Origin of the sequence: Catenuloplanes sp. NPDC051500 (assembly GCF_044454585.1) — a bacterium.
Lineage (GTDB): Bacteria > Actinomycetota > Actinomycetes > Mycobacteriales > Micromonosporaceae > Catenuloplanes.
Window position 1 is genome coordinate 256153 of record NZ_JBITDX010000003.1, and the last position, 21064, is coordinate 277216.

At 69.4% G+C, this 21064-nt stretch carries 18 protein-coding genes; 14 read left to right on the forward strand and 4 right to left on the reverse strand.

Going from position 1 to position 21064, the window contains the following annotated elements; all coding sequences use genetic code 11:
* The first annotated feature begins 10 nt into the window (after nucleotides 1–10).
* The 11 genes from nuoI (at nucleotide 11) to ACIA8K_RS07805 (ending at nucleotide 12842) form a co-directional block, all read left to right on the forward strand.
* Nucleotides 11–556 carry an NADH-quinone oxidoreductase subunit NuoI gene (gene nuoI / locus ACIA8K_RS07755; RefSeq protein ID WP_396056140.1) on the forward strand — a complete coding sequence of 182 codons (546 nt, stop codon included), beginning with the start codon at nucleotides 11–13 and terminating at the stop codon, nucleotides 554–556.
* Nucleotides 553–1287, forward strand: a complete 735-nt coding sequence (locus ACIA8K_RS07760) for an NADH-quinone oxidoreductase subunit J (protein WP_396056142.1) — start codon at nucleotides 553–555, stop codon at nucleotides 1285–1287. The genes nuoI and ACIA8K_RS07760 overlap by 4 nt, the downstream gene beginning before the upstream one ends.
* The gene (gene nuoK / locus ACIA8K_RS07765) at nucleotides 1288–1587 is read left to right on the forward strand and encodes an NADH-quinone oxidoreductase subunit NuoK (protein ID WP_396056144.1); all 300 of its coding nucleotides are present in this window, start codon (nucleotides 1288–1290) and stop codon (nucleotides 1585–1587) included. It begins immediately after the preceding gene.
* A 10-nt stretch (nucleotides 1588–1597) separates the two neighbouring features.
* A complete protein-coding gene (gene nuoL / locus ACIA8K_RS07770) occupies nucleotides 1598–3520 on the forward strand; it encodes an NADH-quinone oxidoreductase subunit L (RefSeq protein WP_396056146.1) in 1923 nt (640 codons plus the stop codon).
* Nucleotides 3517–5043 (forward strand): NADH-quinone oxidoreductase subunit M, encoded by a 1527-nt coding sequence (locus ACIA8K_RS07775; protein WP_396056148.1) that lies wholly within the window; start codon nucleotides 3517–3519, stop codon nucleotides 5041–5043. Before nuoL ends, ACIA8K_RS07775 begins: the two co-directional genes overlap by 4 nt.
* On the forward strand, nucleotides 5043–6575 hold the full coding sequence (nuoN, locus tag ACIA8K_RS07780; RefSeq protein ID WP_396056150.1) for an NADH-quinone oxidoreductase subunit NuoN: 1533 nt from the start codon (nucleotides 5043–5045) through the stop codon (nucleotides 6573–6575). Before ACIA8K_RS07775 ends, nuoN begins: the two co-directional genes overlap by 1 nt.
* Nucleotides 6576–6666: 91 nt before the next feature.
* Nucleotides 6667–7647: a polyprenyl synthetase family protein gene (locus ACIA8K_RS07785; RefSeq protein WP_396056706.1), complete on the forward strand. Its 981-nt coding sequence runs from the start codon at nucleotides 6667–6669 to the stop codon at nucleotides 7645–7647.
* A gap of 244 nt (nucleotides 7648–7891) precedes the next feature.
* Nucleotides 7892–9628 (forward strand): lysine--tRNA ligase, encoded by a 1737-nt coding sequence (gene lysS / locus ACIA8K_RS07790; protein ID WP_396056152.1) that lies wholly within the window; start codon nucleotides 7892–7894, stop codon nucleotides 9626–9628.
* A 405-nt stretch (nucleotides 9629–10033) separates the two neighbouring features.
* Complete coding sequence (locus ACIA8K_RS07795; RefSeq protein ID WP_396056154.1) at nucleotides 10034–10444, forward strand: hypothetical protein; 411 nt, start codon at nucleotides 10034–10036, stop codon at nucleotides 10442–10444.
* Nucleotides 10445–10582: 138 nt separating this feature from the next.
* Nucleotides 10583–11380, forward strand: coding sequence for an IclR family transcriptional regulator (locus tag ACIA8K_RS07800; RefSeq protein ID WP_396056708.1), 798 nt, complete (start codon nucleotides 10583–10585; stop codon nucleotides 11378–11380).
* Nucleotides 11381–11453: 73 nt separating this feature from the next.
* Entirely contained in the window at nucleotides 11454–12842 is a 1389-nt protein-coding gene (locus ACIA8K_RS07805) for an alpha/beta hydrolase family protein (RefSeq protein WP_396056156.1), read from the forward strand.
* A 74-nt stretch (nucleotides 12843–12916) separates the two neighbouring features.
* Here the strand turns inward: ACIA8K_RS07805 and ACIA8K_RS07810 are convergent, their stop codons facing one another.
* Together ACIA8K_RS07810 and ACIA8K_RS07815 are read right to left on the reverse strand one after the other, a co-directional pair.
* A complete protein-coding gene (locus tag ACIA8K_RS07810) occupies nucleotides 12917–14308 on the reverse strand; it encodes a non-reducing end alpha-L-arabinofuranosidase family hydrolase (RefSeq protein WP_396056158.1) in 1392 nt (463 codons plus the stop codon).
* A 359-nt stretch (nucleotides 14309–14667) separates the two neighbouring features.
* Nucleotides 14668–16779, reverse strand: a complete 2112-nt coding sequence (locus tag ACIA8K_RS07815) for a PhoX family protein (RefSeq protein WP_396056160.1) — start codon at nucleotides 16777–16779, stop codon at nucleotides 14668–14670.
* 266 nt (nucleotides 16780–17045) lie between these two features.
* Between ACIA8K_RS07815 and ACIA8K_RS07820 the strand changes: the two genes are divergently transcribed.
* Both ACIA8K_RS07820 and ACIA8K_RS07825 read left to right on the forward strand, forming a co-directional pair.
* Nucleotides 17046–17540 carry a sigma-70 family RNA polymerase sigma factor gene (locus ACIA8K_RS07820; protein ID WP_396056710.1) on the forward strand — a complete coding sequence of 165 codons (495 nt, stop codon included), beginning with the start codon at nucleotides 17046–17048 and terminating at the stop codon, nucleotides 17538–17540.
* On the forward strand, nucleotides 17537–18265 hold the full coding sequence (locus tag ACIA8K_RS07825; protein ID WP_396056162.1) for an anti-sigma factor family protein: 729 nt from the start codon (nucleotides 17537–17539) through the stop codon (nucleotides 18263–18265). Before ACIA8K_RS07820 ends, ACIA8K_RS07825 begins: the two co-directional genes overlap by 4 nt.
* Here the strand turns inward: ACIA8K_RS07825 and rarD are convergent.
* Together rarD and ACIA8K_RS07835 are read right to left on the reverse strand one after the other, a co-directional pair.
* Nucleotides 18262–19173 carry an EamA family transporter RarD gene (rarD, locus tag ACIA8K_RS07830; RefSeq protein ID WP_396056164.1) on the reverse strand — a complete coding sequence of 304 codons (912 nt, stop codon included), beginning with the start codon at nucleotides 19171–19173 and terminating at the stop codon, nucleotides 18262–18264. The genes ACIA8K_RS07825 and rarD overlap by 4 nt on opposite strands.
* A 55-nt stretch (nucleotides 19174–19228) precedes the next feature.
* Nucleotides 19229–19606 (reverse strand): phage holin family protein, encoded by a 378-nt coding sequence (locus ACIA8K_RS07835; protein WP_396056166.1) that lies wholly within the window; start codon nucleotides 19604–19606, stop codon nucleotides 19229–19231.
* A 141-nt stretch (nucleotides 19607–19747) separates the two neighbouring features.
* On the opposite strand from ACIA8K_RS07835, the gene eccB reads away from it, so the two are divergent.
* Nucleotides 19748–21055 (forward strand): type VII secretion protein EccB, encoded by a 1308-nt coding sequence (gene eccB / locus ACIA8K_RS07840; RefSeq protein WP_396056168.1) that lies wholly within the window; start codon nucleotides 19748–19750, stop codon nucleotides 21053–21055.
* The last annotated feature ends 9 nt before the right edge of the window (nucleotides 21056–21064 follow it).

The following is a 21064-nucleotide window of genomic DNA, read 5'->3' on the forward strand; positions in this document are numbered from 1 at the left end:
CGTGGGCGTGATGGATCCCTTCAAGGGCTTCGGAGTGACCTTCTCCCACATGTTCCGGAAGGTCATCACCACCGACTACCCCTTCAAGCCGCCGGTGTCCGCACCGCGGTACCACGGCCGGCACATCCTCAACCGGCACCCGGACGGGCTGGAGAAGTGCATCGGCTGCGAGCTGTGCGCCTGGGCCTGCCCGGCCGACGCGATCTTCGTCGAGGGCGGCGACAACACGGACGAGGAGCGCTTCTCGCCGGGTGAGCGGTACGCGAAGAACTACCAGATCAACTACGCGCGCTGCATCTTCTGCGGGCTCTGCATCGAGGCCTGCCCGACCCGTTCGCTGACCATGTCGAACGAGTACGAGCTGGCCCGGGACAACCGGCAGGACCTCATCTTCACCAAGGAGCAGCTGCTCGCGCCGCTGCTTGAGGGGATGAGCAAGCCGCCGCACGCGATGTTCCTGGGCGAGACGGAGAAGGACTACTACCTCGGCGCGCTTGAGAACCCGGGCACGTCCGCCGGGGCGGAGCGGGCGTCCACCTCGGAGGCCCCGGCATGAGCGGCGGCGAAGCCACACTCTTCTGGATCCTGGCGCCGCTCGCGGTGATCGGCGCGCTCGGCATGGTGCTTGCCCGCAACGCGGTGCACTCCGCGCTCTGGCTGGTCTGCACCATGCTCAGCCTGGGTGTCTTCTATGTCGCGCAGGCCGGCCCGTTCATCGGCATGGCGCAGATCATCGTCTACACCGGCGCGATCATGATGCTGTTCCTGTTCGTGCTGATGCTTGTCGGCCGGGACGCGTCCGACTCGCTGATCGAGACGTTGCGCGGCCAGCGGGTCGCCGCGATCGTGCTCGGCGTCGGGTTCGCCGGCATCGTCGGCGCCGGGCTGTCCCGCGCGCTGGCCGGCTCGGACGCGGTCGGCCTGTCCGCCGCGAACGAGAACGGCAACCTGCAGGGCATCGCGCAGCTGCTGTTCACCAAGTACGTGTTCGCGTTCGAGGTCACGTCCGCGCTGCTGATCAGCGCCGCGGTCGGCGCGATGATCCTGGCCCACGTCGAGCGCGCCAAGGGCGAGAAGCCGAACCAGGTGGACCGGATGAAGGCCCGGTTCGCACCCGGCAATTACCCGGGCCCGAAAGCTGGTCCCGGCATCTTCGCCACCTCGGACTCGGTCGCCACCCCGGCGCGCCTGCCGGACGGCACGTTCGCCGAGCGCAGCATCTCGAAGATCCTCCCGGTCCGCGAGCTGACCTCCCAGGAGTCGGCGCCCAAGGGGACGGAGAAGTAGATGGAACCCTCCGCCTACATCGTGCTGTCCGCGATCCTGTTCACGATCGGCGCGTCCGGCGTGCTGATCCGCCGGAACGCGATCGTGCTCTTCATGTGCATCGAGCTGATGCTCAACGCGGCCAACCTCGCGCTGGTCACCTTCAGCCGGATCAACGGCAATCTCGACGGGCAGATCATGGCGTTCTTCGTCATGGTCGTCGCGGCCGCGGAGGTGGTGGTCGGCCTGGCAATCATCATGTCGATCTTCCGCACCCGGCGTTCCGCGAGCGTCGACGACGCCAACCTCCTGAAGTACTAAGGGGCCGACAGTGGAACAACACACGGTGGAGTACGCCCAGGCCACGGGGCTGCTGGGGAGCGTGTGGCTGCTGGTGGCGATCCCGCTCGCCAGCGCCGCGCTCCTACTGCTGCTCGGCCGCCGCGCCGATCGCTGGGGGCACTGGCTCGGCGTGCTGGCCCCGGCGGCCTCGTTCGTCCTCGGGCTCGTCTTCTTCGCGCAGCTGAGCGGCCTGGAGAACAAGTCTGTCGAGTTGTCCCTCTGGGACTTCATCGACGTCTTCGCTTTCAAGGTCGACTTCGGACTGCTCTACGATCCGCTCTCCGCGATCTTCGTCCTGCTGATCACCGGCGTCGGATCGCTGATCCACGTCTACGCGGTGGAGTACATGCGCCACGACGAGGGGCGTCGCCGGTTCTTCGGCTACTTCAACCTCTTCGTCGCGGCCATGCTGCTGCTCGTGCTCGGCAACAACTACGTGATGCTCTACGTCGGCTGGGAGGGCGTGGGTCTCGCGTCGTACCTGCTGATCTCGTTCTGGTACACCCGTCCGGCCGCTGCGACCGCGGGCAAGAAGGCGTTCCTGATGAACCGGGTCGGCGACGCCGGCTTCGCCATCGCGATCTTCCTGCTCTTCGCCGCGCTCGGCACCACGCAGTACGACGAGGTGTTCAGCAACGTCTCCGCGCTGAGTTCGGGCATGGTGCTCGCGATCGGGCTTCTGCTGCTGCTCGGTGCGACTGGTAAGTCCGGCCAGTTCCCGCTGCAGGCGTGGCTGCCGGACGCGATGGAGGGCCCGACCCCGGTCTCCGCGCTCATCCACGCGGCCACGATGGTCACCGCGGGCGTCTACCTGATCGCCCGCTCCAACCCGGTCTTCTCCGCGAACGAGACGCTGCAGACAGTGGTCGTCTCGATCGGCGCGCTGACGCTTGTGATCGGCTGCATCATCGGCTGCGCCAAGGACGACATCAAGCGGGTGCTCGCCTGGTCCACGGTCTCGCAGATCGGCTACATGTTCCTCGGCGTCGGGCTCGGTGGCGGCGCGTACGCGCTGGCGATCGTGCACCTGCTGGCGCACGGCTTCTTCAAGGCCGGGCTGTTCCTCGGCGCCGGCTCGGTCATGCACGGCATGCACGACCAGACCGACATCCGGCGGTTCGGCGGGCTCGCGCCGCACATGCGGATCACCTGGGCCACGTTCGGCCTGGGCTGGCTCGCGATCATCGGCATGTTCCCGTTCTCCGGCTTCTTCTCCAAGGAGCCGATCATCGCGGCGGCCTTCGAGCGGGACGACTGGACCGCCTGGCTGTTCGGCGGCGCGGCGCTGCTCGGTGCGGCGCTCACCGCGTTCTACATGACGCGGCTGTTCGTGCTGACGTTCCACGGCCCCAAGCGGTGGACCGAGGACATCACGCACCCGCACGAGTCGCCCGCGCTGATGACGATCCCGCTGATCCTGCTTGCGGTCGGCTCGGTCGCGGCCGGCTTCCTGCTCTCCACGAGCGTGCCGGACTGGCTCACGCCGGTGCTGCCGGAGCACGGCGAGGAGGCGCACGGCGTGCTCTCGCACACCGTGATCACCATCCTGTCGCTGCTTGTCACAGTGCTCGGCGCGGGCCTGGCCTGGTTCCTGTTCCGCAACGGCACCCAGGAGCAGGAGCAGCCGGCCGGTGTGCTGATCACCGCGGCCCGCCGGAACCTCTACGCGGACTCGTTCAACGAGTGGGTGTTCGAGCGTCCGGGCATCTACCTGACCCGCGCGCTCGTCTTCCTCGACAACAGGGGCATCGACGGCCTGGTCAACGGGCTGGCGGCCGGCGTCGGCGGCGCGTCAAGCCGGTTGCGGCGGACACAGACCGGCTTCGTCCGCTCCTATGCCATGTCGATCCTCACCGGCGCGCTGGTGGTCACGGCGGCGTTCGTCGCGCTGCAGTTGGGGTGGTTGGTGTGAGCTCCTTTCCGTACCTGTCGGTGCTGACCGTGGCGCCGCTTGTGGGTGCGCTTGTCGTGGCGTTCCTGCCACGCAGCCGCCCCGAGCTGGCGAAGTGGATCACGCTCGCCTGGTCGCTCGGCATCCTGGCGCTGACCGTGGCGCTGTGGATCGCGTTCGAGGCCGGCGGCGAGCGGCTGCAACTGCGCGAGTCGTACCCGTGGATCCCGAACTGGGGTGTGAACTTCACGTTCGCGGTGGACGGCATCGCGCTGGTCATGCTGATGCTGATCGCGGTGCTGGTGCCGATCGTGATCCTGGCCGCCTGGCACGAGGCGGACGGCAGCGGCCGGTCCGTGCCCGTCTACTTCGCGCTGCTGCTGGCGCTGGAGTCGACGATGCTCGGCGTCTTCGCTGCCGCCGACGTCTTCCTGTTCTACGTGTTCTTTGAGGTCATGCTGGTGCCGATGTACTTCCTCATCGGCTCCTACGGCGGGGCACGACGGCAGTACGCGGCAGTGAAGTTCTTCCTCTACTCCCTGGTCGGCGGCCTGTTCATGCTCGCGGCCGTGGTCGGGCTCTGGGTGGTCGGCGGCAACACGTTCGACTGGCAGGCGCTCACCCAGATCGACATGTCGACCGGGACCGAGCGCTGGCTGTTCCTCGGCTTCTTCCTGGCGTTCGCGATCAAGGCGCCGTTCTTCCCGTTCCACACCTGGCTGCCGGACGCCGGTGGCACCGCTCCGGTGGGTGCGGGCGCACTGCTGGTCGGGATACTCGACAAGGTCGGCACGTTCGGCATCCTGCGGTACTGCCTGCCGATCTTCCCGAACGCGTCGAAGTACTTCGCGCCGCTCGCGCTCGTGCTCGGCGTCATCGGGATCATCTACGCGGCGCTGCTCGCGGTCGGGCAGAACGATCTGAAGCGGCTGGTCTCGTACACGTCGATCGCGCACTTCGGTTTCATCGGTGTCGGGATCTTCGCGTTCACCACGCAGGCGGGCACCGGTGCGGTGCTCTACATGGTCAATCACGGCCTCGCCACCGGCCTGCTCTTCCTTGTCGTCGGCATGCTCGTGACCCGCCGCGGCTCGTCGCTGATCTCCGACTTCGGCGGCGCCGGCAAGACGCTCCCGGTCCTGGCCGGCGTGCTGTTCTTCGCCGGTCTGGCCTCGCTTGCCATGCCGGGGACCGCGCCGTTCGTCTCCGAGTTCCTGGTGCTGATCGGCACGTTCACTGTGAACAAGCCGATCGCGATCATCTCCACGCTCGGAATCGTGCTCGCGGCCGCCTACGTGCTCTGGATGGTCCAGCGCACCATGCAGGGCACCCCGAACCCGGCGCTTGCCGAGGTGGAGGGCATGCGGCGGGACATCACGCTGCGCGAGAAGGTGGTGGTCGCGCCGCTGATCGCGCTGATCATCCTGTTCGGTTTCTACCCGAAGCCGATCACCGACGTCATCAACCCCGCCGTGCAGGCCACCATGCAGGACATCGGCGCGACCGACCCCGCACCCACGGCGATCACCGAGGCGGCGAAGTAATGGACGATCTCAAGGCACCATCAATCGATTACGCGGCCGTCGCGCCGATCCTGATCCTGTTCGGCGCGGCCTGCCTCGGCGTGGTCGTGGAGGCGTTCGTGCCGCGCCGGGCCCGGCACGCGGTGCAGCTGACGCTGGCGCTGCTTGCCACGCTTGCCGCGCTGGTCGTGGTGATCACCCAGGCGTCGACCCGGATCACCACCGCCACCGGCGCGCTCGCCATCGACGGCCCCGCGGTCTTCCTGCAGGGTGCGATCCTGGCGCTTGCGCTGGTCTCGCTGCTGCTGATGGGCGAGCGGAAGCTGGAGCCCGGTGGCGCGTTCGTGCCGCAGGCCGCGATCACTGTCGGCTCCGAGGCGGACGAGCGGCAGGCCACCCACGCGCCCGGCCTCACCGAGGTCTTCCCGATCTCGCTGTTCGCAATTGCCGGCATGCTGCTCTTCGTGGCCGCGAACGACCTGCTCACCATGTTCGTCGCGCTTGAGGTCTTCTCGCTGCCGCTCTACCTGCTCTGCGCGCTCGCCCGCCGGCGTCGCCTGCTGAGCCAGGAGGCCGCGCTGAAGTACTTCCTGCTCGGGTCGTACGCGTCCGCGTTCTTCCTGTTCGGGGTGGCGCTCATCTACGGCTTCGTCGGCGCGGTCGACCTCGCGTCGATCCACACCGCGGCCGCGGAGTCCGACCGGGACCCGCTGCTGCTCTACGCGGGCCTGGCGCTGCTCTCCATCGGCCTGCTCTTCAAGACCGCGGCCGTGCCGTTCCACGTCTGGACGCCTGACGTCTACCAGGGCGCGCCGACGCCTGTCACCGCGTTCATGGCCGCGTGCACCAAGGTCGCCGCGTTCGGCGCGCTGCTCCGCGTGCTCTACGTCGGCTTCAACGGCCTGAGCTGGGACTTCACGCCGATCCTTGGCGTGGTGGCGGTGCTGACCATGATCATCGGTGCGGTGCTTGCCGTGACGCAGACGGACATCAAGCGGCTGCTGGCCTACTCGTCCATCGCGAACGCCGGATATCTCCTGGTGGGCGTGCTGGCCAGTGGCGAGCGCGGGCTGGCGAGCACGATGTTCTACCTGGTCGCCTACGGCTTCTCGGTGCTCGCCGCGTTCGCCGTGGTCACGCTGGTCCGGGACGCGGACGGCGAGGCCGGGCACCTGTCCCGCTGGGCCGGGCTGGGCCGCCGGTCGCCGCTCATCGCCGGCGTCTTCGCCTTCATCCTGCTCGCGTTCGCCGGCATCCCGCTGACCAGCGGGTTCATCGGCAAGTTCGCGGTGTTCGGCGCCGCGATCGAGGGCGGGCAGACCTGGCTCGTCATCGCGGGCGTGATCAGCAGCATCGTGCTGGCCTTCCCGTACCTCCGGGTGGTGGTCATGATGTGGCTCTCCGACCCGAGCGAGCTGACGCCGACCGTGTCGGTGCCGGGCGTGCTCACCACGGCCGCGCTGGCGATCGGCGTAGCCGTGACGCTACTGCTCGGCGTCGCTCCGTCCCTGCTCCTGGACCTGACCACCGGCGCCGCCGAGTTCGTCCAATAGCGGCGTGTTCCCCCACAGGGTGGGCCTGCCACGCATATGGCATCGTAGAACCGTGGCAGGCCTTACCCCAGGTGCAGAGCACGCGAGCGGGATCGACTTTGTCGACCCCGCCATCGAGGCGTCGGTTTCGGCGATCCTCGAGGAGGTCGAGGCCAGTCTCCGGGACAGCGTCGACACCGCCGATCCGCTGGTCAGAGAGGCGTCGATGCACCTCGTCTCGGCCGGCGGCAAACGCTTCCGGCCGCTGCTGGTCGCGGTCGGGGCCCATCTCGGCGACCCGACCCGGGAGCGGGTGACCCAGGCCGCGGTCGTCATGGAGATGACCCACCTGGCCACGCTCTACCACGACGACGTGATGGACGAGGCGTCCGTCCGGCGCGGCGCCCCAAGCGCCAACAGCCGCTGGACGAATTCGGTGGCGATCCTCGTCGGTGACTACCTGTTCGCCCGCGCCGCGGACATCTCCGCCGACCTCGGCACCGAGGCCGTCCGGCTGCAGGCCCGCACGTTCTCCCAGCTGGTCCAAGGCCAGCTGGCCGAGACCGTGGGCTCGCGCGACGGCGACCCGATCGCCCACCACCTCAAGGTCATCGAGGACAAGACCGCCTCGCTGATCTCCACGTCTGCCCGCTTCGGCGGCCTCTTCTCCGGCGCGCCCACGGAGCAGGTCGAGGCACTCGCCGGCTACGGCACCTCGATGGGCATCGCGTTCCAGCTCTCCGACGACCTGCTGGACATCGCGTCCGAGTCCGTCCAGTCCGGCAAGACGCCCGGCACCGACCTGCGCGAGGGCGTGCCCACGCTTCCGGTCTTCTACGCGCTCACCTCCGACGACGCCGACGCCAGCTCGGTCCGCCTCCGCGAGCTGCTCTCGATGGGCCCGCTCGTCGACGACGCGCTGCACGCGGAGGCGCTCGGCCTGCTGCGCGAGTCCCCGGCCATGAAACGCGCCCGGGAGACGGTCCGCACCTACGCCGACGAGGCGCGCGCCCGCATAACTGTCCTCCCGGAGGGCCCGACGCGCCGCACGCTCGAAGGCCTCTGCGACTTCATCTCAGACCGGACCTCCTGAGCCAAGCAAAGACCTTAAAAGCGGATATTCCCGCTTTCGTCGTGGTCCAGCCCGCATGCTCCCGCGGGCCGGCGGCCCCGTCGTCGGTCGCTCGAAACCTCCGCGCTCTTCCCCTGCGGCTTCCCTCGACCGCGGCGCAACTCAGCCGCGTCGTGAGGCGCGGCCCTGGCGCCGAGCCCGGAGGAGCGAAACGACGACCAGAAGTAGAGTATGTGTTGATTTCTTCGGGAGGGTGTAACAGGTCGTGGCTGCTGGCAGCGATGTTGACTGGGTCAATCGGTTCGCGGACGAGGTGATCGCCGAGGCGGCGCGTCGTGCGCCGGGTAAGCCGATCGTCTGTGCGTCAGGGCTGAGCCCATCCGGGCCGGTGCACCTGGGCAACCTGCGCGAGGTGATGACGCCGCACCTGGTCGTGGACGAGATCCGGCGGCGCGGGCACCAGGTCGAGCACATCATCTCGTGGGACGACTTCGACAGGTACCGGAAGGTGCCGAAGGGCATCCCCGGCATCGACTCCGAGGACCCGGCCTGGCAGGACCACATCGGCAAGCCGCTGAGCCGCGTCCCGGCGCCGCCCGGCAGCGCCTACCCCTCCTGGGCCGAGCACTTCAAGGCCGCGATGATCGCGTCGCTGGCCGAGCTGGGCGTGGAGTACCGGGGGATCAGCCAGACCGAGATGTACACCTCCGGTGCGTACCGCGACGAGGTCTTGAAGGCCATGCGCGAGCGAGGCCGGATCGACGAGATCCTCGGCCGCTACCGCACCAAGAAGGGCCCGGGCCCGAAGCAGAACCAGAAGCTTGACGAGGAGGAGGCCGCAGCCGCCGCCGAGGCCGCCGAGGGCTCCGGTGCGGCGAACGAGGACGACGGCGCCACCGCGGCGGGCTACTTCCCGTTCAAGCCGTTCTGCGCGGACTGCGGCAAGGACTTCACCACAGTCGTCGCCTACGACGACGACAGCACCGAGCTGACGTACACCTGCACCTGCGGGCACACCGCGACCGTGCTGCTGAGCGAGTTCACCGACGGCAAGCTGGTCTGGAAGGTCGACTGGCCGATGCGGTGGGCGCGCGAGGGCGTCGTCTTCGAGCCGTCCGGCGTGGACCACCAGTCGCCGGGCAGCTCGTTCGTGGTCGGCGGCCAGATCGTCACCGAGATCTTCGGCGGCGAGCAGCCGATCGGGCCGATGTACGCGTTCGTCGGCATCTCCGGCCAGGCGAAGATGTCCAGCTCCAAGGGCGGCGTGCCGACACCTGCCGACGCGCTGGAGATCATGGAGGCGCCGCTGCTGCGCTGGCTCTACGCCCGCCGCCGGCCGAACCAGTCGTTCAAGGTCGCGTTCGACCAGGAGATCCAGCGGCTCTACGACGAGTGGGACGCGCTTGAGAAGCGGATCGCGGCCGGCGAGGCGAACGAGGTGGACGCGGCAGTGCACACGCGGGCCGCGAGCACCGCTGCCGGGCCGCTGCCGGTGACGCCGCGCCCGGTGTCGTACCGGACGCTGGCCAGCGTCGCGGACATCACCACCGGCGACGAGGCGCAGATCCTGCGCATCCTGCACGACCTGGACCCGGCGGCGCCGATCACCGACCTGGACGAGGTGCGCCCGCGCCTGGACCGGGCCGCCACCTGGGTCGCGACCCACGTGCCGGCCGAGCAGCGCACCCGGGTGCGGGACGAGCCGGACACCGACCTGATCAAGAGCCTGGACGACACGCAGCGGGAGTCGCTGCGGCTGCTTGCGGCCGGGCTGGACGAGCACTGGTCGCTTGAGGGCCTGACCACGCTTGTCTACGGCGTACCCAAGGTGCTGGCCGGGCTGCCGCCGGACACCAAGCCCACGCCGGAGCTGAAGGTGGCACAGCGGCAGTTCTTCGCGCTGCTCTACCACCTGCTGGTCGGCCGGGACACCGGCCCGCGCCTGCCGACGCTGCTGCTGGCGGCCGGCCCGGACCGGGTGCGCACGCTGATCGGCGCCTGAGCGAGGGCGAGCCGTGGCCGGGCCACCCCGGGCTGCGGTTCGGCCGGCCCACGCTGCTGCTGGCGGCCGGGCGCGCACGCTGATCGGCGCCTGAGCGAGGGCGAGCCGTGGCCCGGCCACTCCGGGCTGCGGAGTGGCCGGCCCCGCGCTGTGCCTGAGTGATGTCTGGCGGAGTGCTGAGCGGCACCCGGGCAAAGCCTGGGCGGTGTCTGGGCGCCGCCTCGGTACGACCGAACCGGCGGACCCGTTCAGCGCCGGAGCAACGAGGCGCCGAGCGCCATGCACACGGCGGCCGTCAGCATCGCGCTGGCGGCCGTCAGCCACATGGTGGTGTACCCGAAGTGGGTCGCCACGATTCCGAGCGTCAGCGGCCCCAGACAGCCGCCCGCGTAGACCCCGGTCTGCGTGACCGAGGTGGCTGCGGCCGGCGACTGCGGGTGCAGCCGCACCACCGCGAAGTTCATCAGCCCGGGCCACGCCCAGCCCAGCCCAGCCCAGCCCGAAGCCGAGCACCACGCCCGCGATCAGCACCGCGTTGCCGCCCAGGGTGAGCAGCGCCAGCCCGCCCGCGCCGATGACCAGCTGGCCGATGCGCTCGACCACCCGGCCGGCCGGGACCGAGGCGAGCGCGCTCACACCGAAGTAGACGGAGATCGCGATGCCGAGCTGGGCCGGGGAGAGCGGGAACGACTCGCCGATCTGGACCGCGAGCCCGCCGACGAGGAACCCGGGGAGCACCACCGCGATCGTGGTGGCAAGCACTCCGGCGACCGGGCCCGGGCGGAAATGGATCTCGGTCACGTCGGCAAATGCTAACCGATTCCGGGCGTACCAACCCAAAGTGTCCAGACGGTCACCGAAGGTCGCGAGATATCTGGCTCTCTCAATCCATTCGGGCATTCCCTCATCGAAGGGTTTTTCATATGGTGTAAGTCCATGGCTACGGAGGTGGGTGTGCGCGACCCCTTAGCGGAGCCGTCCGACCTGATTCGTAGCGTCTCGCGTGCGCTACGTGTCCTGGAATCGGTCGGGCGGGCACCGCGTGGACTGACTGTGAAACAGATCGCACGGCGGTGCGAGCTGACGGTGGCGACGACCTATCACCTGGTCAGAACCCTCGCCTACGAGGGTTACGTGATCAGGCGGGAGGACGGCACCTACATCGTCGGGCTCGAGGTCGCCGACCGGTACCGGGAACTGGTAGCCGCGTTCCGCGGTCCGCCCGCGGTCGGTGAGGCGCTGCGCCGGGCGGCGTCCGACAGCGGCTACAGCCACTATCTGGGCCGGTTCGTCGGCAACAAGGTGGCGATAACCGCGGTGGCGGAGGGCGCTCGATCGCCCTATGTGGAGGATCTCGTCCCCGGCTTCGACGAGGGCGCGCACGCGACCGCGCTCGGCAAGGCGCTGCTTGCGACGCTCACGCCCGACCAGCGCGCGCGGTACCTGCGGGATTTCGGCATGCGGCAGTTCACGGCGCAGACGCTGATCACGGTCGAGCAGCTGGAGAACGATCTGGCCGCCGGTGACCGCCGCGGCATGCAGATCGAGATGGGCCAGTTCCGGCAGGGCGTCGCGTGCGCCGGCCTGATCGTGACGCCGGACCGGGACCTGGAGCGGCGCGTGGTCATCGCGTGCGCGCTCCCGGCGGCCGAGCTGATGACGTCCGCACGCGTGCTGCGCACCCGGTTGCAGGCCACCGCGCGGCTGGTGGCGGACGCACTCGCGGCCGGCGAGCCGAACGGCGCGAGTTGAACATCTTGTCAGGAACCGATCAGGTTCTGTTGTGGACGGCGGTTCCGGCGGCCTGATCGTGTTCGATGGCGCCATGACACGACAGATACGGACCGGGGCGGCCGCGGCCACGCTGCTTGCGTCGCTGCTGGCCCCGTCGGCCGCACAGGCGGCGGTCCCGGTTGGAGTCGCGCAGGCGGCGGTGCCGGGTGGAGTCGCACAGGCGGCGGTCCAGGGAGGATCCGCGGCGGTCCAGGGCGGCGCCGAACCCGGTGCGCCCGGGCCGTACCGGGTGGCGTCCCAGGACTACACGCTCGGTGACCGCGTCTTCCAGGTGCCGGGCTTCCACGTGAACCCGGAGGACGAGGCGCTCGCCGACCTCGAGGTGACCGGGAACGTGCACTACCCCACGTCCGCGGCGGGCGGGCCGTACCCACTTGTGGTGCTTTCGCATGGCTATTGGGCGACGTGTGCGGACCGGGAGGCGGCCGAGATCAAGGCTGCCCGGGAGGCGGCGCTCTCCGAGGAGGAGATCTACGACGATCCGGCGTGGCTGGCCGCGATCGGGCGGCTCTGGCGGTGGCCGTGCGTGCCCGGCGTGACGCCGCTGCCCAGCTATCAGGGCTATGACTACCTGGCGGAGCGGCTGGCCAGCCACGGCATGGTGGTGGTGTCGGTGAGCGCGAACGGCGTCAACGCCGGCGAGCTGGGGGAGGCGGCGGACGCGGCCCGCGCCGGGGTGATCAACAAGCATCTGGCGCTGTGGAGCGAGCTGACCCGCACCGGCAGGGGCCCGCTCGCCGGGAAGCTGCGTGGCGCGTTCAAGGGCCTGATCGACCTGACCCGGGTCGGCACGCTCGGTCACTCGCGTGGCGGCCGGGGCGTCGCCTGGCACGCGGCCGACGTGCACGCGAACGCGTTGCCGGCCGGCGTGCGGATCAAGGGCGTGATCGCGCTGGCCGCGGCCGGCGCCGGAACCTCCACCCAGCCCGGCTCGCCGGAGGCGCCGCTCTACCGGGTCACGGCCGCGCCGCTCGCGGTCTGGCTCGGCTCCTGCGACACGGATCAGGGCGAGGACTACCTGACGCTGGCGCAGGGGCACACGCGCTTCCCGAACTACAGGTGGACCGTCGGCGGTGCGAACCACAACTTCCTGAACACCCAGTGGTCACCGGGAAGCGGCCAGGTCGAGGCGGTCGACGACGGCGCGGGACCGGAGCCCGGCCTCTGCGGTGACCAGGTGTGGGACATCCCGGACGGCTGGGACCCGGAGGATCCGTCCTCCCCGCAGCCGACGAAGCACTGGGAGAACGTCGTTCACAAGCTGACCGAGGACGAGGAGCACCGGGTGCTGACCGGCTACGCCACCGCGTTCTTCCTGGAGACGCTGCGTGGCGACCGCCGGTACGCGGACGTGCTCGACGGCGTGCGCCAGCCCTACCGGTCGTTCACCGGCATCACGGCGGACAAAATCAAACCCTGAAGGACAGCGGGGGGTACGACGTCTCGTCGTACCCCCCGGGGCTCCTGCCCTGTGCCGGTGGCGTCCTCGCCGGGTCAGCGTTGCAGGGTCAGCAGGCCCGGCCGCCACGGCAGACTGTTGTAGTCGCCGCCGGCCGACGGGTTCTTTCCCTGGTAGAGCAGTTGCAGGTTGCAGGGGTCGATCGTCTTCGTCTGGTCCGGGTTGTTGCGGACCAGGTCACCGTGGCTGATGTCGTTGGTCCAGGTGGCGCCGCTGTTGGCCTTGCCCGCGAACGGGTTGCTCTCGGTGGCCGCCTGCGGGGTCCACGTGCCGCCCAGACTGGTGGCCGTGAACGAGCGGAAGTAGCGCCCCTGACTGCCGATCGCCTCGACCAGCATCAGGTACTGGTTCTGACCCTGGACCTTGTAGACCTCGACCGCCTCGAACAGGTTGTTCGTCGAGTCGCTCATGATCGTCGTGTACGACGACCCGAAGCTGCCGGGGAAGTTGCCGATCGGCATGCTGGCGCGGTAGATCTTGCCGTTGTCGCCGGCGAAGAAGAGGTACATGTTCTGGTCGTCGCCGATCAGGGTCTGGTCGATCACACCTGTGTTGGAGCCGCTGATGCTCCCGGTGAACAGCGTCTGCGCCGACGACCAGCCGTTGGCGTTGGTCGGATCACTTGAGGTCTTGTAGCTGAAAGCGGTCGGGCCCCACTGGTAGGCGAGCACCCAGACGTTCTTCGGGGCGAAGTAGAGCAGCGTCGGTGCGACAGTGCCCTGACCCATCCCGTTCTGACTGGCCGAGGCCATGTCGGACCAGTTGGTGAACAGGCCGAAGTTCATCGACCCGTAGGACCCGTTGGCGACCGTCGAACCGTAGACGAGATGCTTGCCGTTGTAGACGACGGTGGTGAAGTCCTTGAGAGCGACCCATCCGTTCTTCGGGGTGGCCAGCACGCCGGAGGACGACCAGCGGTAGCTCGACGGGAGGGCACACGAGGCGGGCGGCGTGGTCGTGGTTGTCGGCGATGGGGTGGGAGACCCTGTCGGCGACGTGGTCGGGGTGATGCCGCCGGTGCAGGCCACGCCGTTCAGCGCGAAGCCGGTCGGAGCCGGGTTGCTTCCCGTCCACGACCCGTTGAACCCGAACGACACCGAGGCGTCGGTCCCGACCGATCCGTTGTATCCGGCGTTCTTGGCGCTCACCGTCGTGCCGGTCTGGGTCAGCGTGGCGTTCCAGGCCTGGGTGACTGTTTGCTCGGCACCGAAGGTCCAGGTCAACGTCCAGCCATCCAGCGGGTCACCGAGATTGGTGATCGCGACGTTGGCGCCGAACCCGCCCTGCCACTGCGACGACACGGTGTAGGCGACCGAGCAGCCCGCGGCTGCGGCGTCCGCGGGCATCGCGACGACCACCGCTGCCGAGGCCAGCAGGGCGCCCGCCGCTGACGCCAGGCCGGCTCTGACCGATCTGTTTCTGGCCATGGACAACCTCCTGAGGATGGGAAGGGGATCGAGCGTGCAAATCGGCGCGCGGAGCCGACTGTGGGAGCGATCCCACGCTCTTCCTGGAGGTTGCCAGAATGTTTCAAGACATTCAATAGAACTGATGAATAGACCTCGCCGATGACATATCTGAGCAGGTCATCGGTGTCTCCTGAAGGGAAACGACGACCCCGAGGGGAGGTGCGGAATAACAGTTTTTCACTGTTTCTGCTGCGGAATATGGAGGCGGTTCACTTTCTTGCGGGGAATCGACGCCCGATCTTCCGTGACGGTCGAGGCCCACCTACGGCGATCGGGGGTACGGCTGGCGCCGTACCCCCGATGGGATCCCACTGCGGTCAGGCGCCGATGTAGCCGCCGTCGCGACGCCAGGTCACTACGACGCCCGGCTTGGCGATGTCGCCGTCCGGCCAGTTGGAGGCCGGGTTCTCGACCGAGGCGCCGGTGATCTCGCCCGGGTGTTGCACCGACACGAAGACCGACCGGTCGTCGCCGGTGATGAACGGGCCGCAGGTCTCCGCGCCGCGTGGCACGGTGAGGAACTGCTTGAGGTGGCCCTTCTCCGGGCCCTCGATCGGCGTGGCGAACAGGCCGTCGTTGCTGCCCAGCGCGTTGCCGTCGGTGGAGATCCAGAGGTTGCCGGTCGAGTCGAACGCGACGTTGTCCGGGCAGGAGATCGGCGAGACCTTGGTCTTGTCGTATCCGGAGAAGAACGTTGCCGGGTCGGCCGGGTCGCCGCAGACGATCGGGATCGCCCAGGTGAACGTCTCGCCGGTGTGGTCGCCCTTGTCCTCGGTGATCTCGAAGATGTGGCCGTGCTTGTTGGCGTTGCGCGGGTTCGCCTCGTCGGCGGCCGCGTTCGTACCCACGCCGCGGTTGGTGTTGTTTGTCAGTGCCGCGTAGATCTTGCCGGTGATCAGGCTCGGCTGCACGTCCTCGGGGCGGTCCATCTTGGTGGCGCCGACCTTGTCGCCGGCCAGGCGGGTGAAGACCAGGACGTCGGCCGCGGTCATGCCGTCCACGAAGGACTTGTTGCCGCTGACCAGCTTGATCCACTTACCGGCGCCGTTGAACGCGCCGTCGCTCGGCAGCTTGCCGGTGCCGTCGATCTCGGCGGCGCTTGTGTAGCCGAGCTTCGCCACGTAGAGCGTGCCGGACTCGAGCAGCGACAGGTTGTTCTTCCGGGCGTAGGACGAGTCGCCCTCGATGAACTTCCGGTCCGAGACGAACTTGTAGAGGTAGTCGAACCGCTCGTCGTCGCCCATGTACGCCACGACCTTGCCGTTCTTCGCCACGATGACGTTCGCGCCCTCGTGCTTGAAGCGGCCCATCGCGGTGTGCTTGCGCGGCTTCGCCTCCGGGTCGAACGGGTCGATCTCGACGATCCAGCCGAAGCGGTGCCCCTCGTTGGGGTGCTTGGCCAGGTCGAAGCGCTCCTGCACGCGCTCCCACTTGCGGCTGTCCGCGGGGTAGCGGGCCGAGGTCGTGATGCCGTAGCGGCCGTACTTCGTCTTCAGGTCCGCGGGGAGCGCGTCGCCGCCCACGAAGTACTGGTTGAAGTTCTCCTCGCCGGAGAGCACGGTGCCCCACGGCGTGACGCCGCCGGCGCAGTTGTTCACCGTGCCGATCGGCGTGGTGCCGCGCGGGTCCGCCGCGGTCTTCAGCCACGCGGAGCCGGCGGCCGGCCCGGTGAACGCGAACTGGGTCTCGGACGCGGTGATCCGGCGGTTGTAGACGCGCCGGCCGTTGTCGACCACCGCCCACTCGCCGGTGTCGCCCGCGCGCTCGATCTCCACAACCGACAGGCCGTGGGCGGCCATCGCGACCTTGATCTGCTCCGGGCTCAGCGCGTCGAGCGTGGTGAAGCCGGGGAACATCAGGTTCTCGTTCGTGTACTCGTGGTTGACCACGAGCAGCGCCTTGTTGCCGCGCTTGTCCAGCGGGATCACGCCGACGAAGTCGTTGTTGTAGCCGAACTGGTTCGACTGCGCCTTGCCGGTCTGCGAGGCCAGGTCGAAGCGGGGCGCGCCGGGAACGACCTCGTCGCCCCACTTGATCACGACGGCGTGGTCGTAGCCGTTCGGGACCACGAAGCTGTCCAGCGTGTTCGGCGGGGTGGCCTTGAAGGCCAGCTTGCCCTTGGTGCCGTTGCCGTTGCCGGGCTTCCACGTGGCGGGCAGCGTCTCCGCGGCGGGCGCGGCGATCGCCGGGCTGGCGGCCGCGGCAGCGGCACCGCTGAAGCCGAGCACCACGGCGCCGATCGCGCCGGCCCGCATGACGCCGCGGCGGGAGACCTCGCCGGAGACCAGGTCGCCGAAGTACTCGTTACCGGACTCGTTCGGAACCGGGTGGTCGCACGCGTTGCCACAGCGGTACATGCAGGTCATCGAGCTGCGACCGCGGTGGCCGGCCTGGCCGATGAGCGGCAGCAGGCGGGGGCGTTCGGACATGGGGTGGAGCCTCCTCGTCGGATGGACATATCGGTGTTCCACGTCCGAAGGCAGGGGCGTGGACGAGCACGGCCGTCGTCGTCCGTTCAGCCGTGCGTGCCGCACGCTGCCAGAACGTCGTGATCCGAACCCCTCACCGACGGTTGCCGACAAATGAACGCACGGTGAATTGGCGCATCTGAACAGCGCTTTGAACCGTTCGTGCCCTCGGCCGCGTACCTAGAACCAGGAAAGGGGGGTGGCGCTTGACGGACGAGGGCACCGCGCTGCTGCGGGTCTTGCACGATGAGCATGGGGACGCGTTGTTCGCACACGCACTCCGGCTTGCCGGCGGAGACCGTCAGCGCGCCGAGGATCTGTGTCAGGAGACGTTGCTTCGTGCCTGGCGTCATCCCGAGGCATTGGACCCGCAGCGGGGTTCGGTCCGGGCGTGGCTGTTCACGACCGCACGGAACCTGGCGATCGACGCATGGCGACGGCGGTCGGCACGACCCGGTGAAGTGATCACCGACATGCTGCCGGAACCACCACCAACGGAAGACGAGGCTGACCGCGCAGTGGAGGCGTGGACCGTGGCCGAGGCTCTGTCCCGGCTCTCGCTTGCGCACCGCGAGGTTCTGGTGGAGTGCTTCTACCAGGGGCGATCGGTTTCGGAAGCGGCGCAACGGCTGGGCATACCGCCCGGCACAGTCAAGTCCAGGACCCACTACGCGTTGCGAGCTCTGCGCATGGCGCTGGAAGAAATGGGGGTGATGCGATGAGGTGCGACTACGCGTACGACGATGGCGCTTACGTCCTCGGCGCACTGTCCCCGGGAGAACGTGCCGCCTACGAGCGACACCTGGCCACCTGTTCGTTCTGCCGGGAGGCGGTCGCGGAGATCGCGGTCCTGCCCGGCCTGCTCGGACGGCTCGACCCGGCGGACTTCGCCGATCTCGCCGTCCCCGCCGCGGAGAACTCACGACTGCCCCGCGTCATCACGGCGGCCACCACGGAACGACGCCGGAGCCGGCGCACGAACCGCTGGCGGTACGCCGGAACGCTTGCCGCCGCGGCCGCGCTCGCGCTCGTGGTGGGCTTCGGCGCGGACGCGCTGAGCGGTGCGGGGTCGAACGGCACCACTCCGGTCGCGGGGGGCACGCAGTCCTCCTCGTCGGGGCCGCCGGTCTCGCTGTCGGAGATGAAACCGGTCGCGGACACCGTGCCGATCGCCGCCTCGGTGGGGCTGACGGCCCGGGAGTACGGGACGTCGGTCTTCATGGAGTGCGCCTACGAGGCACCGGGCGGGAAGGAAGGCAAGAAGCTGTTGTTCCGCCTGGTCGCCAAGGGGACCGACGGGACGGACGAGCAGCTCGGATCATGGTGGGCCGGCCCGGGGGACAAGCTCGACTTCACCGGATTGACGCATTACACGGGGGACGAGCTGGATCGACTGGAGTTGATCCGGTCTGACAACACGCAGTTGCTGACGTACACGGTGGATTAGGCGGCCACGGCTTCCGGGGTCGCCGCGCGGCGACCGGCACGGCCCGCCCGGATGCCGTCCACCGTGAAGATGATCAACGCGACCCAGACCAGCGCGAAACCGGCCAGGCGGGCCGCGGGCATCGGCTCGTGGAAGACGAACAGGCCGACCGCGAGCTGCAGGATCGGCGCCACGTACTGCAGGATGCCGACCGCGGTGAGCGGCAGCCGGTTCGCCGCGCCCGCGAACAGGATCAGCGGGATCGCGGTCGCGGCGCCGGACATCACCATCAGCGCCAGGTGGCCGGCGCCCTCCGAGCCGAACGTGGAGTCGCCGGTCGCGGTCAGCCAGATCAGATACGCAAGCGCGGGCAACGCCAGCACGCCCGACTCCAGGAACAGTCCGCCGGTCGGCGGCAGCGCCAGGTTCTTCTTCACTAGGCTGTAGCTGCCGAAGCTCGCGGCAAGCGTCAACGCGATGTACGGCAGCCGGCCGTAGTCCACGGTCAGCACCACCACGGCAAGCACGCCCACACCGAGCGCTGCCCACTGCGCCACCCGCAGCCGCTCACGCAGCGCCACCACGCCGAGCAGCACCACGACAAGCGGCGTGATGAAGTAACCGAGCGCGGTCTCGACCACCCGCTCGGAGTTGACGCCGTAGATGTAGCCGCCCCAGTTGATGCCGATCAGCACGGCGGCCAGCGCGATGCCCGCCTGCCGCTTCGGCTGACCACCCATCTCGCGCAGGAACGACCAGCCGCGGACGATCGTGAGAAGTGCGGCGACGAAGACGACGGACCAGACGACCCGGTGGGCGAGGATCTCCACCGCACCGGCCGGGCGCAGCCAGCGGATGTAGAGCGGGAAGAAACCCCAGATGGCGTACGCGGTCAGGCCGTACGCGAGTCCGCGGCGTGTCTCGTCCATTGGCACACCGTAAGGCGTCCCATCGCTACCGGTCCTTGCATATGAGCCAGGTAACTCAGTCGTCGCCGTCCGGCACCAGGAAGTTGAGCGTCCAGCTCACCACGGCGACCAGCAGCGCGCCGAGCACTGCCGCCCAGAACCCGTCCACCGTGAACGGCAGGTCGAACTCACCCGCGATCCAGCCGGTGAGCATGAACAGCAGACCGTTCACGACAAGCGCGATCAGGCCGAGCGTCAGCAGGTAGAACCCGAAGCCGACCAGCTTGATCAGCGGGCGCAGCACCGCGTTGACCACGCCGAAGATGACGGCGACCGCGAACAGCGTGCCGACCGCGCCGGGAAGGGAGTCGGTGTCGAGCGTGATGCCCGGCACGATGAGCGTGGCGATCCAGAGCGCCAGCGCACTGATACCGAGTCGGATGAGGATGCCCACGCTCCGATCTTGCCACAGCGTCACCAGCGGCTATGACGGCGCGTGACCGTTTTGTCCGAGTTGGGCCACGGATCGACGGTCATCGCGCTAATCTCCCGGTCTGTAGCCGCATGCAGCGGCCGACACACCCTGGAGGGTGCTGTGCCGTCCCGGCAGGACCAGCTCCACTCGCACCGTTTCGCCGTCCGCCGGGTGGTGGCCGCGCTCGTGACGCGCGAGACCGACCCGGCCCGTGCGCCGTTCGCCCGCAGCGGCGGCGCGGTGCTCGCCGGGCTGCTCGTCACCGCGATCGGCGCCGGCGCGGTGCTGCTCTACGACCTGTTCGCCGGCGGGGGCGCCACGAACTGGCGCGACCCGTCCGTGGTCGTCGTGGAGAAGGAGACCGGCGCCCGGTACGTCTACCGGGAGCCCCGACTGCATCCGGTGGCCAACTACACGTCCGCGCTGCTGCTCGCGGGCGCGCCGGACACCGTGCTGGTGTCGCGGCGGTCGATCGAGGACGTGCCGCGCGGCGCGCCGCTGGGCATCGCGGACGCGCCGGACTCGCTGCCGCCCGCGGATCGCCTGGCCGGGGCGCCGTGGGCGCTCTGCTCGTCCGCGGCGTCGCCGGTGCTGTGGGCGGGGTCCCCGCCTGCCGGTGGGACGGAGCTCGACAAGTCCGGGGCGCTGGTGACGGCGGGCCCGGACACATATCTGCTCTGGCGCGACCGGCGGTACCCGGTGGCGTCGCAGGCCGTGCTCGCCGCGCTCGGCTGGGGCGCGGCCCGCCCCACCGCAGTGGTCGCGGAACTGCTCAACAGCATGGCGCTGGGTGCCCCGCTCGCGCCGCCACCGGTGCCGGGCCTCGGGCGCCCGTCCGCCGCGATGCCTGGCGCGATCGTCGGGCGGGTCCACGTGGTGACCACCCAGAGCGGTGCCCGGGAGTACGCGGTGATGCTGTCCGGTGGCCTGGCCGCGATCACCCAGGTGCAGGCGGATCTGCTGCTCGGCGACCCACGGGCCGGCCAGTCCGGGCCGTCCGAGATGTCGCAGTCGGCCTACGCGTCAGCGCCGCGGGCCGGTGACCTCCGGCCGGCGGACGGGCCCGCGACCACACCCGCGCTGATCCCGGTGGAAGGGGCGCTGTGCGGAACTCTCGGAGCCACCGACTCCGAACTACGCGGTCTGCGGGTGGCGGTGCCGCTGCCGGACGGCAACGCCTCTCCGCCGCCGGTCCGGATGGAACCGGGGCGGGCCGCGCTTGTCGAGTCGGTCTCCGCGCCCGGCGCCACCGGCGGGACGGTCAGCCTGGTCACGGACGTGGGCCGCCGCCACGCGCTCGCCACCCCCGAGGTCAAGACCATGCTGGGGTACGGGGAGGCCGTGCCGATCCGGTTGCCGGCCGCACTTGTCGCGTTGATCCCTGAGGGAGCGGCGCTGGACCCGGCCGCGGCGGCGCGCTCGTCGTGACCGATTGCG